8 protein-coding genes are annotated in these 15860 nt (G+C 39.1%); 2 read left to right on the forward strand and 6 right to left on the reverse strand.

From position 1 onward, the window contains the following. Positions 1–90: 90 nt before the first annotated feature. From J1N10_RS10685 to J1N10_RS10705, 5 genes are all read right to left on the reverse strand, one after another. Positions 91–1434, reverse strand: a complete 1344-nt coding sequence (locus J1N10_RS10685) for a glycoside hydrolase family 16 protein (RefSeq protein ID WP_262326693.1) — start codon at positions 1432–1434, stop codon at positions 91–93. Between the two features lie 14 nt (positions 1435–1448). Continuing rightward, positions 1449–3206, reverse strand: coding sequence for a cellulase family glycosylhydrolase (locus J1N10_RS10690; protein WP_262326694.1), 1758 nt, complete (start codon positions 3204–3206; stop codon positions 1449–1451). A gap of 86 nt (positions 3207–3292) precedes the next feature. Then, positions 3293–4111, reverse strand: coding sequence for a hypothetical protein (locus J1N10_RS10695; RefSeq protein WP_262326695.1), 819 nt, complete (start codon positions 4109–4111; stop codon positions 3293–3295). Between the two features lie 28 nt (positions 4112–4139). Then, positions 4140–5876 carry a RagB/SusD family nutrient uptake outer membrane protein gene (locus J1N10_RS10700; protein WP_262326696.1) on the reverse strand — a complete coding sequence of 579 codons (1737 nt, stop codon included), beginning with the start codon at positions 5874–5876 and terminating at the stop codon, positions 4140–4142. Positions 5877–5916: 40 nt separating this feature from the next. Further along, on the reverse strand, positions 5917–9135 hold the full coding sequence (locus J1N10_RS10705) for a SusC/RagA family TonB-linked outer membrane protein (RefSeq protein ID WP_262326697.1): 3219 nt from the start codon (positions 9133–9135) through the stop codon (positions 5917–5919). Positions 9136–9471: 336 nt separating this feature from the next. Between J1N10_RS10705 and J1N10_RS10710 the strand changes: the two genes are divergently transcribed. After that, positions 9472–10704: a PorT family protein gene (locus J1N10_RS10710; protein WP_262326698.1), complete on the forward strand. Its 1233-nt coding sequence runs from the start codon at positions 9472–9474 to the stop codon at positions 10702–10704. On the opposite strand, the gene J1N10_RS10715 is transcribed toward J1N10_RS10710, so the two are convergent. Then, positions 10705–13590, reverse strand: a complete 2886-nt coding sequence (locus J1N10_RS10715) for a LuxR C-terminal-related transcriptional regulator (RefSeq protein ID WP_262326699.1) — start codon at positions 13588–13590, stop codon at positions 10705–10707. A 452-nt stretch (positions 13591–14042) separates the two neighbouring features. On the opposite strand from J1N10_RS10715, the gene J1N10_RS10720 reads away from it, so the two are divergent. After that, positions 14043–15188, forward strand: coding sequence for an aldo/keto reductase (locus tag J1N10_RS10720; protein WP_262326700.1), 1146 nt, complete (start codon positions 14043–14045; stop codon positions 15186–15188). The last annotated feature ends 672 nt before the right edge of the window (positions 15189–15860 follow it).

The following is a 15860-nucleotide window of genomic DNA, read 5'->3' on the forward strand; positions in this document are numbered from 1 at the left end:
TCGCCCATCGTTTAACCAAGCTAACTACATTGATGTGCCTTTGGCTTTTAACAGCGGATGACCACTGCTATAAAAAGCACATTCTTATTTCTAATCTATTTGATACACTCTAACATAATCCACTTCCATGCTGGCCGGAAATATTGAATCATCAACCCCATTAACACCACCATACATACCACCTACAGCTACATTTAGTAAATAATAAAAAGGCTCGTCAAAGGGCCAGTTTTCCTGATTAGGATTGGTCGGTTTGTTATAGGTCAATATCACATTATCGACATCATCGCGGTAAAAACGCAGGAAATTCTCAGTCCATATAAATCCATAAACATGAAATTCTTCCTCAGCTGTTTCCAAAGGCAAGTGCCCCGAACCAATAGGATTACCCTGTGCATGGTTGTTGCTTTGTGTATGAATGGATGAAGAAGTCATATTGGGGTCCCAGCTAACATATTCCATAATGTCAATCTCACCACATAATGGCCAGCTTGTCCCATTTTGAATAGATTCGCCCAACATCCAGATGGCTGGCCAATGACCAGGCCCTTTCTCTTCCGGCATTTTCGCTTTCACCTCGTATAAACCATAGGTAAATGACTTCTTTGAGTTTAAACGCGTAGAGGTATAATCTCCAACCTTTTGCCCTTCGCCAACAAGTTTGGCAGTTATCTTAAGCGTACCATCCGATACTTCCACATTAGCACCATCAGTATAGTTTTGCCACTCATTGTTGCCCCAGCCATGTTGTCCGGTTTCGAATTTCCACTTATCGGTATCAATAACATTTCCATCAAATTCATCATTCCAAACCAAGGTATAATGCGATTTAAAATCCGGATCATCAGTGGCAACATCTACCGTTTCTGTCACTTCTTTTTGGTAGTCACCAACAGAAACCACAAGACTCACTTCATTCTTTCCTTTAAAAGGAAAATAAACCTCCACCGTTTGGTTAGCTTCTTCCAATTCCTTACCATTCACCAACCAGGTGATATGTTCATACTCTCCATCTGTTTGGTTGCTTAAAGCATATGTATTGACCTTTCCAGCCACAGCCTCTACAGAAAAAGCCGCGTTAAACACATCATCTGAAACAGTTAATTGCCTGGTCACCGCCTTATTATCGGCCAGGTCTGAAGAACTACCCCAGATTGTCAAGGTTACCTCGTAAGTCCCTTTCTCAGGGTAAAAACTGCTTATCGGGTTTGTTTCCACCGGCTCCCGATCGGTGCGGTCACCATTACCAAACTCCCAGCGCCAGAAGAAATGCTCACCTTCGGTTGTATTTTCAAAAACGTATACATTGGCATCGCTTGGGTGTTCACTTATTTCAAAATCTGGTACATATGATGATTTCGGCTCATTATTACTACAAGCTAAAATTGATATGGGCAATAGTATTAGAATAAATCGTATTAGTGATTGTTGCATTGCTTAGTTGTGTTTTATAATTCAACAAGTCTAAAAGCCATTAAATTGGAGCCTCCCACTTCAATTTTAATTCTTAAATGGCATTCTCCCTGCGGTAGTAATATATCTTTGATTGTTGTTGTTTTCCATTGGCATTGTTCTCCAGTGACGGGTAAAGCAACATTTTTGGCAACCGTTTTTTGATTGATGGAAACAGTAATTACTCCCTGTGTGTCAGCAGACGATGACAGTAACTCTAAATTAAAATTACTAGCACGGACATTGTCTATTGTATATTGCAGCCACTCACCTTCTTCAGTCCATCCCACATAGTAATCCTCACCATATTGGGCAATATCTACACCATCATTTCGGTATTCATTACCAGTATTCCACTTCGCCCATTTATTGTCGCCTTCATGAATATTTTCCGAAACAATATCATGATAGGCAAAGCCATCTTTACCTAAATCGTAATGAACACATTGTATCCACTCTCCAATAATATGCTTTCGGTAAGCTTGTGTTGGCGATGGATTGGTTCCACTATTAAGGGCAAAAATGACATCAGTAGCAACAGTACAGCTTTGGGTCTGATGGGCTTTGGCATAGCCCATTACAGCTTTGTAAGTTGCTTCAGCAGAAAGAGGCGTATTTCCTTTTTTCCATGAGTCTAACAGCTTGTAATACTCGTCATTGGTAGTCACTTTTAACACATTATTAAGGCGGCTTTTTTTAACCGGCCACCATGACCATCCAATGTTATTTTTTTCAAAAAGCTCAATGGCTTCAGCAAACCAATGGTTTGAATTTTCGCCACTTTCGCTCATCCATAGAGGCATATTGTGTTGCTTGCGCATATCAATTGCCCATTGTATGGAGCTTTGATGATTACTGTTCCAGTATTTATGAAAGGTTAAAACGGTATTATCATCATAACCGTTTAATGCATGGTCTGCAAAACCATTATAGTTGTTTCCCCAGCAGTTGCCAGAAATATAAATAATGTGCTGATGATCTACTTCTCTAATCGCTTTGGTTAATCGCAGGTGTAAATCCCAGATAGCAGTATTGGTCTCACATCCACAACCATTTTTATTACCTGTTTGATCAACGTTCCAATTCGGTTCATTAATCAGGTCGTAACCACCCACCCAAGGATTATCTTTATATCGCTCGGCAATTTTAACCCAAAGAGCCACTAACTTATCCTGATTATCAGCACTCTCCCAAAGCGATGGCAAAGTTGGAGCATAATCGCTAATGTTTGCATCTTTACCTTGTCCTCCCGGTGTTCCATGCATGTCAAAAATAACATACATCTGATTATCTGCACACCATCTAACCAGCGAATCCAGTCGTTCAAAACCATCTACCAACCAGGTATTTTGGATGCTTCCATCTACGCTTTTTTCTTCTTTCTCAATGGGCAGCGTAAACCAAAGATAATGCAAGGCCGGTCGAACCGCATTAAACCCCCAGGATTTCATCGAGTCCAAATCAGCTTTGGTAAGATGACTATCGAGCCAATACTCATAAAAAGCATTTGTTCGCTCAACGCCCATTGTTGCATTAAGTTTTGTTCGAAACTGGGTGTGCGTATTGACGTCAACACCGGTCGACTGCATCATATATCCTTCCTGAATCATCCAGTTGCCTGTGCCAATACTGCGAAGAATAAATGGCCCGTTGTTATTCACGATATCCTGATTATTAACGCGTAAAAATCCCTGGCTTAAGCCGGAGCATACAGCTACACAACTCAAGAATACTAGTGTAATGAATCGGTACATTAGAATGTGTAAAATGACAAAGGAAAAAGGGGCTTTACATTGCTGCAAAGCCCCTTTATCAGCAATTATTTGTTAAGTCAAATCTATTATTCTGCAGGAACAAATACCCATGTCCAACCTGTTGCCCAAGCTGCGTTAGGTACATGTAACACCATTCTGTCAGCAGTGAATTCTACAATATCATAGACACCGCTATTGCCACCACCTTCCATAGAACCAAGTAAGTTGGCTGGTCCTTCAATAGTAATCTTAGAATAGTCGCCGTTAAATTTAAAGGAACTACCTGTCACAGCTTCCCCAGCAGCATCGGCATAATAGGTGTAGTTTGGCCCTCCATCAAGGTCAAATACCATTTTACCAGCCGCATCGGCAGGAGGACAACAATCACCAGCTGCATTCCACCAAATTGCCCATGGGTTAGTTGGATCAGACATAAACCACCACTGGCCTCCATCAGAAGTAGGGCCTCCATCAAATACCCATGTTTTACCGGCTAAATCTTCACCAACTAAATCATAGTAAGCTTGAGGTAGTGGCTCATCCAACTGTGTAATTTCAACAGAAACAGTCTTTTGAACATACTCTGTTTCAGCCGGATCATTATTTGGCATATAAGGTGTTGTGGCATAATATGTAAACTCATGCGTTCCTGTAAAAGGAAATACTACTTCCACACGATCAGTGTACTTTTTATCAAGGATATAATCCCAGTAGCCAGTTACACCTTCAGTTCTCATCTGAATAGACAACTTATTTCCTCCACTTGTAGCTTGCACTACAGCCAATTCGATTTGGTCAGGATCAAAGCTATTCTTTAGTTCATCTCTATCTTCAATAGGCTCACATGCTGAAAAAACCAACAGGAATGCCATTGCTATCAAACCTAATATTTTGCTAATTCTCATTTGACTAGATTTTAAAATTTACAACTGTTTACCATCCTGGATTTTGTTCGTAAGCTCCATTCGACAGCCTTACTTCAGACTCCGGAACAGGCACCAACCCTTTTGTTTCGGCACGGTACTGAACACTATATGTTGTTTCCGTTCCTGAATTATTTACAGCAGCTTCAATGCCATAATAATTACCCGATGTTTCAACATCACCCCAACGTACAAGATCAAACCAACGTACGCCTTCAAAGGCAAATTCGAACAAACGCTCACGTTTAAGGTCTTCTAATGTATAAGCTATTTCATCTAATCCGGCACGAATACGAACGGCATTTAAACCATCGGCGGTTTCTGTTAATTCTGAATGCATTAATAACACATCGGAGAATCGTAGGTAATAGAAATCCTGAGCAGCCCATAGCTGGAATGGGTCACCATGCACCATATTAAACAGATAGTAAAACAGTCCTTTTACTCCATCAGGACCATCATGCTGAAGCGTCGTGTATTTTTTATTGACCAAACCGGTATTATGATCCCCTTTACCAATGTTCCAGTCAGCTAACCCCATGTCCGGATCTTTAGAGTTCAAATCAATAACAGAACCAAGCTTACGTGTATCTTCATCAGGCCAGTTGGCATAAAATACGTTGTGAACAGTTCCCCATCCCCAACCTTGTCCGAATGGTACCATTGAGTGATCACGTATACCAAAGAATAATGGAATACGGTTATTAAACTTCTGGCCAAAGCTCCAATCAGCCAACCCATAACGCATGGCAAACATCACTTCGTTGTTACCGGTTCCGATAGTTGAATTAGGACCATCCTGACCAACCCATTCTAATCCTTCGTTTTCAGCCCATGGCAATACAGGGTGAGTCCCTTCTGGATCATAATCTCTGGCGTTTTGATTCACATATGAATAAGGCCATAAGTTTCTAAAATCAGTTGTCAAACGGTAACCACTATTATCACGCACATCTTCCAGGTGGGCAATAACATCAGCTTTTGAAATACTTCCCCCTTCAGGTAATGGTAGGGCATCTGTTGCCTGCTTTTCAATATTGGTCATATAACCAGTATAGTATAAGTAAGCACGAGCAATATAAGCCTTGGCTACCCATACATTGGCATGTCCATAGGTATCAAGTGTATACTCATTTGCTTTTTTCTTTGGTAGCATTTCAGCTGCAGTTTTGAAATCGGAGGCAATAAAAGCCCATGTCTCAGACAATGATGAACGAGGCACCATACGATCAGACTCTGTTGTTGGAATCAATGGCATACCTCCAAAAAAGCGGGCTGCACGAAACATCAAAAATCCTCTCATAAAATAGGCTTCGCCTAAAGTATTGTTTTTAAACACCTCTGCTTCTTCGGCTGTATCAAAGTATCTTGTGAAATCACCATCGGTCACTGCTTCAATCACAGCATTAGCCCTACTAACACCATTATAGGTTTCAATCCACAGAGAGCGGTAGGTATCTTCAGAAGGATCAACAAATTTATCAACATCTTTGGCCGACTTATCATCAGGACCACCACCGCCAAGCATAACGTCACTTAACAGGTTAGCTGCTAAATGTTCATTAGAGTGAACTCCATCAACAAATAGAGCATTGTAAACACCATTCATCGCTTCATCAATATCAGTTGGTGTTTTATAAAACGTTGAAAGGTTTTTATCATATAAATTTTCGGTATCCAGGTGATCTTCACAGCCACTTAACAGCACTATCGCCCCAATTACCATTGAATATATTATCTTTTTCATAATTCTATTCTTTTTTAAAATACTAAACAAAGTGACTTAATTAGAAGGTTACATTAACACCAAACATTACTGTTCGAGGTAATGGGTAAAGACCTAAGTCAACTCCACTTGACCATGAATCCGCGCCGTAACCTACTTCAGGATCCATTCCATCGTAGCTGGTAAATGTATACAGGTTGTTAATTGACACATATACTTTGGCAGCGCTCATCCATTCAATATCGCGTAACATACGATCAAATTTATAACCAATGGTTAAATTGTTAACACGTAAATAGTCGGCATCGTGCATATAAATATCTGATATTAACTGCGTATTGGCATTACTATTATACGTTAGACGAGGTAAACGATTCGATGTCCCTTCACCATGCCAGCGACCAAAAATCTGCGTAGTGTAATTCTGATCCAGTTGGTCGGCAAATGAACGATACGATTGCATCACCTGATGGCCAAATTTCCCGGTTAAAGTAGTATTTACAAATACCCCTTTATACTCCGCATTTAACTGGATACCCAATTCAAAATCAGGTAGTGGAGAACCAAGCTCAACTCTATCATCATCATTAATCACGCCGTCACCATTCTGGTCTACAAAATGTACATCACCCGGTTTTCGTGGTGTATCTTTCTCGGTTTCAACAACAATAGGGGTACCATCTGCTGTCACATAATTATCTACATCGTCCTGATTTTGTAGTATCCCTTTTGTTTCATAACCCAAGAAGTAGCCAATAGGATGACCTACCTCAACACGGGCAATATCAGATGTCCCTTGCGACAAAACATGTGCACTACCATAAATAATACCTTCTGCATTGGCTAATTTGGTTACTTCATTTTTATTGTAAGCACCTGAAACTGTTGCGCCATATTTGAAGTCTCCAATGTTATCATTCCATGATAGCACCAATTCAAAACCGGTATTTTCGATATCACCACCATTGATGTAAGGAGCAGCTGCGCCAAATGTTCCCAAAATAGGGGCATCAACCAACCAGTCTTTTGTTGTTTTCTTGTACCAGTCAAGAGTAAAGCCTAAACGGGAGTCTAACCATCGCGTATCAATACCAATATTAATTTGTTCCGACGTTTCCCAAGTCACATCAGGGTTAGGCACATTAGCAGGAACAGCAGCTTGTTGTGGCACATCTTTATTAGGTCCGAAATAATAACCTTGGTTGCGGTATTCAATATTAGATGTGTAAACAAAGTTATCTATCGATTGGTTACCGTTCTGCCCCCAGCTGGCACGTAACTTACCATATGACAGGAAGTCGAATTCAGCCATAAAGGCTTCTTCAGTGAAATTCCAACCGGCGGAAACAGATGGGAAATAACCCCAGCGATTACCTTCAGCAAAATTGGAAGAACCATCCGCACGCATGGTGAAATCAGCCATATACTTTTCACTAAAGTTGTATGACACACGACCCATGTAAGACATTAAGCCACCACCCTGAGCTGCCCAATCAGCACCCCAGGTACCAATTTCACTTACTTCAGTTGGATTCTTTGTATTGTCAATATAAGCATACTTAGGATCATCAAAAGTCAGGTTACGCTTTTGGCCCCCAACATTAAAGTTTAATTCATTTTTCAACATCTCAGTACCTGCAAGCACAGAAAAACGGTGATTATTAATACTGAAATCATAAGTTGCCGTATTTGTCCAGGTATAATTAACTCCTTGATACATATCCTGCTGTGCGCCGTCAACTGTATTTTGATAACGCTCAGCCAACTCATAGGTTGGAGAATACGAACGGCTATGACCAAACCAGGCATCCACACCAAATGATGAACGTATTTTTAAACCACGCATTGGTTGTAAAACAGCGTATACATTTCCAACAATAGTGTTTCCTTTGCCCCAGTTAAAGTTGTTTCTATAATATAATTGAGCAATAGGGTTGTGCTGTCCGGTTGAGATACCTTCTAAAGTAGGACCAAAACCACCAGTTCTGTGGTTAATATTCTCATTGGACCAATAGGCTGGCATTAATGGGTTTGTTACCAACGCATTGTGTAAGTCATTCCAGTATATATCTCCTGTTGCAACAGAACGATTTTCAGTATTGGTATAGGTAAAATTCTCACCTACTGTTAATAAATCACCCTGGTTATTTTTCAAAACAACAAATTCGGTGTTCAATCGACCTGTCATACGCTTATATCCGGCATCGGAAATATCGCCACCAATAATACCTGTTTGGTCAAAGTATGAGAAACCACCTGAGTATACAACACCTTCGGAAGCACCAGTAATATTAATTGAATGGCTCTGCATTGGTGCATCAGCCTGTGTCATTTCATCAATCCAGTTGGTTCCTTCCCAACCATTTTGCAAATTATCCCAAATTTCCTGACCGTACTGTGTACCTAAATCACCAGGGAAGTTATTTCCCATGTACACATTGCCATTTACAATCTTGTTTTCCCAATCAAATGGCACCAAACCTTCGTTTGAACGGGCTTCATCCATGATGTACATATACTCCTGTGCATTTAGTACAGGCAGTGTCTTGTAAATATTTTGAACACCGTAATAACCATCGTAAGTAATTTGTGGCTTCGCCCCTTTTTTACCTTTTTTGGTTGTCACCAGGATTACACCGTTAGCAGCACGCGAACCGTAGATAGCAGCAGAAGCCGCATCCTTAAGCACATCAACTGATTCAATGTCAGATGGGTTCAGGTAATCAATATTGCCAACAGCTACTCCATCAACAATATATAATGGATCTGCATCACCAATGGTACCGGCACCACGAATGGTTACTTTAGTTCCTGCTCCCGGCGCACCGTTATTACGAGTAATGTTAACTCCGGCAGCCAAACCTTGTAAGGCTTCCATGGCATTACCAGTATTCAGTTCGGCCAATGCTTCACCTTTAACATTAGCGTTAGCACCTGTAACCAAAGCTTTCTTTTGCACACCATAACCTACTACTACTACCTCATCTAAATCAGTAGCATCTTCTTCCATTACTACATTAATGGTTGAAGAAGTAACATTTACCTCTTGTGCTTTCATCCCAATAAAAGAGAAAACCAATACATCACCTTCATTGGCCATTAATTGATAAAAACCGTCAATGTTAGTTATTGTACCAGTTGTGGTGCCTTTTAAAGCGACACTCACACCAGGAATAGGAGCTCCATCAGAAGCATCTGTCACCGTACCGGTAACAGTTAGATTTTGAGCCTGGCTGGTTATTGCCAGTAGAAAGAGAAAAATCCCCAATACATGTTTCATAATAAATGGATTTTAGAATTATATGATGCCACAAACCTAAATTCATTTGTTAATGAATGCTAATTTAAACACCTCACAAATCACTCACCACACTTCATCTTCAACCTCATTTTTACCTCACATAAAATACCCTTAAACTCTCTTTTTCTGTTATTTACAATTTTCATAACACCCAATAAAACTAACCTATACACTCATTATTGTCACTTATACACTTTCTTGCTGAAATTACATTTTTTAACATTATATATTTTTGTCTTTCCTTTTTAAAACACAATTTTAATCTCAGAAACTCTATCATTTTATGGAGTCACAACCTATCACACGCCTAAAAAAATGAACAAAGCCCTTATTTTATTAGCACTTCTTATTGCTACAAGTACATTTGCACAACAAAATCCACTAAACGGTTATTTTATTAAAAACAATAACGACACCATTAACTGCTTTCTGATTTTACGCAATTGGAATTCCTCTCCAAAATATTTTGAATACAAACTGTCAGAAAATGGCCCCATTCAAAAAATCGAATCCAGCGAGCTGAATGAGCTAGTCGTTAAAAACAAAATAAAGTATGTGCGCCATTCTTTTGACATTGATCCAACTTATCTAAGTAAGGACAGAACGCTTTCAAAAATAGATACAACAAAAGTTCTACTGCAACAACTAGTGGAAGGAGATGCCAACCTATATTCCCTTCCTTCAACAGAACGTGATATTTTCTTGTATTCTATCAACGGTAATAATATATCGTACCTGATGTATCAGGCCGAAGACAATTCAACAGCCAATTATCATATGTATAGCCTAAACGAGACAGGTAAAAAGCAAAAAAACGACTATACATTCCGCTCTCAACTACTGGATGATATGGCTTCAGCCCAATTAAGCATCGACTATTTTAGCAATCTTAAGTATGATACAAAGGAGCTTATCAAGTTATTTACTGCGTATAACAGCACCACTAATCAGCAGCAAACTGATTATACCCTTTGTGTGCGTAAAAAATCAAGTTTTAGAATTAGAGCTAAAGCTGGTCTTAGCTACAACCAAATGAAACTGCCCCCTCGATTTGTATCTTACTATGCTAAAGAAGTAAATGGAATGGGCTATCAGGCCGGTGTTGATTTAGAAGTTCTTTTTGGCAGAAAGAACATTTGGGCCATTAGTTTCGAACCAATGTTTCTGGCCTATGATGAACAGTTCTTATATGGAGAGGGCGAAACAGCTTCACACATTCGAACAAACATTGACTATTTTGTCTGCCAATTGCCAATTTCAGCAAGAAATTACCTTATGGTTCGCCCCAACTGGTCGGCCTATATACAGCTAGGCCTTGCTTATGAAGTGCCATTAAATGCGCAAATATCAACTGAATTAATTACCAATGGTACCGAACTTAAGAGCTACAATATAAAGGGTGCGGCCAGTATTATTTCATCAATAGGCTGCAACTACCAGCGCTTTGGCTGCGAATATCGCTATGAGTTTGAAAAAGACCTCATGAAGATGACTGGCGTCAGAGTTAATTTTTTAAGATCTATGATATCGCTCTCCTATAGACTCTAACTATATTTCTGCAATATAAACTGACAAATCATCACCAGCCATCAATCCTAATTTTTGTCGCAGTTTATATCGGTTATTTTCAACAGAGCGGGTGCTTATATTCATCAAGGAGGCTATTTCTTTCGATGCCATGCCCATCCTAATGTAAGCACATAGTTTCCTTTCTTTATCAGTTAAATCGCTGTGCTTTTCTACCAGGCGTGTTAAAAATGTATGATGCACTTGTTCGAACTGATTTTCAAACAATTGCCAGTTGCTTTCATTATCAATATCCTTATCTATCTTCTTAATCAGGTTGTCAATCTTTCGCTCCGATTCGTCATGGGCTTTTATGCGTTTAATTCGCTTAAGCTGCCCTTGTAACTCTGATAGCAAATTGTTCTTTTGAATAATATGCACGGTTAATCCTGCCAGTTCATCTTCTTTGAACTTCATCTCACTGCGCAATTTATCATTCCGCATCTTAATCATTTCTTTCTCGGCCTGCAGTGCCTCATTGGTCAATCGTTCTTCTTTTTCTTTATACTTTTCATGAGCCTTGAGTTTCTCCTTTTGTCGGCTCACTTCTATCTTGCGATTAAATATAACAGTCAGTACAAAAGCAATAATAAGAATGAATACCAAGTAGGCAATTTTTGCATACACATGTCGATGCCAAGGAGGTAATATTTTAAAATGAAAAGTCAGAGGAATGGACTGAATTCCAAACTTATTACGCGCCTTAATAGTAAAATAATAATCACCTTCCTTGAGTTTGGTAAACTGACGACTTGTAGCTGGAGTCCAATCGCTGGGGCGATCATCAAAACCCGAAAGAAAAGTAGAATACTCAATCTCTTTATCGCCATAAAAGGTGGCAGCATATTCTATTTCAAAATAATTTTGCCTAAAAGGATAAACCGGGACCACTGCCTGTTGAACTTCGGCATCATCTTTTTGCAGCAAAGTGTATGGTAAACTATCATTCTTTCCAACAAATGTTCGAAGGTGCACCTTAAAGGGTATTCTCAAATTATTGTAATCCTGCATCAGGTAATGAGCATACCCATCTTCTATACCAAAAAATACATTTTCACGATCCAATACATAAACCGACTCAAAACCACTCACCAACTTTCGTTCTAATGGTATAAAGGGTAAGGCAATCTTTTTATAGGTACCATCTTCCAGGTATCGTAGAACTTCAACATAATCGTGATAAAACAACCACAAGTTCTTAAACCTATCCTCATTAATCGAATAGGGGTATTGATTAGGCTCAAAAAAATGATCCAGCTGCTTATAATTCTGTATCTCTCCTTTATCATTTATGTAAAAAAGTCCATTATTGGCAACAATAATTGTCTGTTCATTGAAATGTCTAACAACTAAACTATTACTCCCCGGTAGTTCTTCTTTTGAATAGGATTTAACATCCTCAATAATTGTATAATCATTTGAAAAACTCAAACAGTAAACCCCTTTTAAGCTATGAGACACCCATAAGCGCCCCAACTTATCCCATTCTATATACCGCGATGATTCGGAAAAACCATCAATATGTTGTTTAAACTGCCACTTTTCGTTTTTTCGCTCAAATAAAATCAGACCATTGTACGTTCCTGAAATCATTAAATCCGAATTATCATTGACGGGTAAAAAATTCCAGACTCCATTAACAGATGATGGGGTAATCAGGCGGCTTGTTTCATCATTAATTTCAAACACGCCCAGGTTATGACCGCATAGCAATTGATTGTCTTCTTTATGAATACTCCACACCTGGCCATCAGTGCCGGCTATCCTGACGAAATCACTACGATCCTTTAAAGGATCTCTAAAGCCCCTATCGTCAATTTTAAACAAGGCTTGGTTGGTTCCAAAAAACCAGTCTCCTTTGTAACGCTCCTGTACATATCCAGTCCCCAAATTGTAATAACCAGACAAAAAAGAAACATTATTATTTAAAGCTATTCTGGCAATACCGTTATCTAAACCACACCACACGCCACCTTCCTTATCAACAAAAAGACCGAGCACCGTATTATTCATTAATCCTTTGTCCTTGTCAATAACCATTACCAATTCTCCAGCCATATTGGTAATAACAATGCCACTTTGAATGGTTCCGAACAGCATGAGTTCATCATTATACCGCACACCTGAAAAAATATTGGCATTCTTTAAAAACTCATTTGCTTCCCCGTCCCAGGGCCTGACATTATTCATATCCCACACATATGCACCATGGTGCATGGTACCAACCAGAAGCTCCCGATTGGACAAAGCCATGATGGATGCAATGTTTTTTTCAGCAAAGGCTTCACCACCCGACACCGGATATATTTTACCGCCACGCACTTCCAATAACCCCTCTTGCTCATCATTAACCAATAGCATTTCATTGACAACAAAGGCTGAGATAAAACGAGACACTGAAGGTATCACACTGGCAACTTCATCGTTATCAAAAATAATGATGGCTGCTTCGGTGTGAAATACTACTTTCTCATTCCAGGATAAGATGGTCCAGGCTTCGCCTAAATCCTTTAATCGTGTGTTATTAGCCAGAGATACATAACTTAGGTGATTATGTGAATCATACTCAAAGTAACCAAGGTCATCATCTGTTCCAATATAAATCCGGTCGTCAATACATTTAACACTTCGTAAACCACCGTCCCCCATGTGTGTGTGCAGCTTCCATTTTACCCCATCGTATTCGACAAGCCCATTATTATTGGCAAAATAAATCAGATCATTGTCACTTTGCGATACTTTCCAATTTTGCGTTCCCCCACCATACTGTCGTCGGTTAAAATATTCAATTTCAGGAATACCCAACTTTTGAGCATTAACAATTGATGCTAACGATAGGATTGTAATAAATAAAAAGAGTCGATACATGTGCGCATTACCTTAAGTGTTGTGAAGATATAAAAAGAATGTTATTGTTACTATTCTAAGGGGAAACATCTTAAAATAACCAATATCCATTGCTCGTAGGCTACCTTCAGTTACTTTATCTAAATAATTCATTTTACAATGACAACATAGCAGCAGGGTCGCAACAGCTTCAGGGCAAAATCAATATCAAATTATACTTATTACATATTTAAGCCATATTAAATTCAGCTTGAATCGAATTTACTTTGAGTTTAATATGAATTTAGTTTGAGTTTAGTGGCTTGTCGACATTAATCTAACACCTTCATTATCTATTGCATAAATAATGAAAATCTACTTTGTCAATTTACGAATCATGCATTTCTTATTTTTGAACCTAACGAACGTTTATTTGTCAACTCCTATAACACTTGCTACTTTTAAGCACCACATTATAGAAACAGTAATTAACCATGGAATACAGGCGTTTTGGTAAAACAAATAAATACATTAGTGCCATTACTTTAGGCGGCATGCGTTTTTCGAAAGTATGGGATCAGCCCCGTACTATTATCCCAAAAGAAACACAGGATCATTGCACCCAAGTTATGGACTTAGCTATTAAGAACGGTATCAATCACTTTGAAACGGCTTATGGCTATGTAAAAAGTGAAACTGTGTTTGGTCACACTTTAAATCAGGAATTAAACATTGAGCGTTCATCTTACTACCTGATGACCAAAGGCAATCCTCTTACGGCTGATGAAACCAGAAAACTGGTTGAGGAGCAACTCAACACTTTACAAACAGACTATTTAGATTTTTACGGTTGGCATGGTATCAACACCGATGAGTTACTTACAACATCATGTAAATCCGGAGGCCCCGTTGAGGAATTACTTAAGATGAAGGAGGAAGGCATTATAAAACACGTGGGATTTAGCACACACGGTTCGCTCGAGACCATTCAAAAAGCCATCTCAACTGATTTATTTGAGTTTGTGAACCTTCATTACTACTACTTTTATCAGCGTAACGAAGCAGCTATTCGGCTGGCCAAAGAGAAAGACCTGGGCGTCTTTATCATCTCACCTAATGATAAAGGTGGCCAATTATACAAAGCCCCTGCCAAGGTTAAAAATGCCATTCCACATTCTACACCCATCCAGTGGAATGCCCGTTTTTGCCTGAATACTGATGGTGTACACACCTTATCTTTTGGCATGACCGAGCCTGAACATTTTGATGAAATGAAGGGTATTTTTCCATCTTCGACACACCAAAAATCCGATACTCTGGCCCTGAAACAGCTCAATAACATGGTTAATGACGACCCATATGCAGCATTTGATGCCTATACGCTTCAAAATGATCCTTCTGACCTAGATATTCCCCTCTTGCTCCACTGGCGCAAACTATGGAAATGCTATGATATGCTGAATTTTGTGCGATATCGCTATAAAGAATTAAAAACACCCAACCATTGGGTACCTGGCGTATTCGCCACTCCTGAAGCTATTAACCAGGTTGATTATTCTAAAGTACCCTCTGATTTCCCTCTTAAAGAACTGTTGGGCGAATTACATGAGGTATTTTATAAAGATAATAATGTGAGTTAATTTATTAAATCCAAGAAATAGGTCAGACCTTATCCACAATTTTAGTTTCAAAGACAAGGCGTTATTATTTAGGTTTCTAAAAAGAAAAATCCCCTTGATAATCAAGAGGATTTGTGACCCCGGCGGGAACAATATCATTTTTGCAAGTCGTCTAAATTACAATATGTTACAAACACATATTTTTTATGAGGTCACTAAATAGGTCACATAAAAAACGAAAGGTTTTGATTCTGTTTGTTGTCCTTCGACAGTTACAAAGGTACGGAAATGTATGGTTTGAAGCCAATTAAAAGAGTGCAAATCAATACAAATAAGGTTAAGCATTTAAGCTGAATGAGTGGTAATAATTGAGCTTGGCACCTAATCGTTAGTGATGGTTAAAGGGGATTGATATCATTTTGATGAAAAACGAATGGTACAGGTTGTTTGAGGGAGTTCAAATTTAATGAAATGAGGATATAGGAAGCTGGGTCGAATGTTGAAAGTCCGGCTTCTAATCGGTGAGGTATTGCTTGACGAGTTCTTCCTTAATGCCGGTGTGATGGGCAAACTCATCCAAGGTGATGAACTGGTGCTCCTTTTTGCCCAATGATGCTTTGATGTTATGCAGTAGGCGCCGGCTTGATTTTTCACTTTTACCGGTGATACGTTGCACATCTTTGGGGTAAACGC

Origin of the sequence: Carboxylicivirga litoralis, assembly GCF_025499605.1 — a bacterium.
Taxonomy (GTDB): Bacteria; Bacteroidota; Bacteroidia; order Bacteroidales; family Marinilabiliaceae; genus Carboxylicivirga; species Carboxylicivirga litoralis.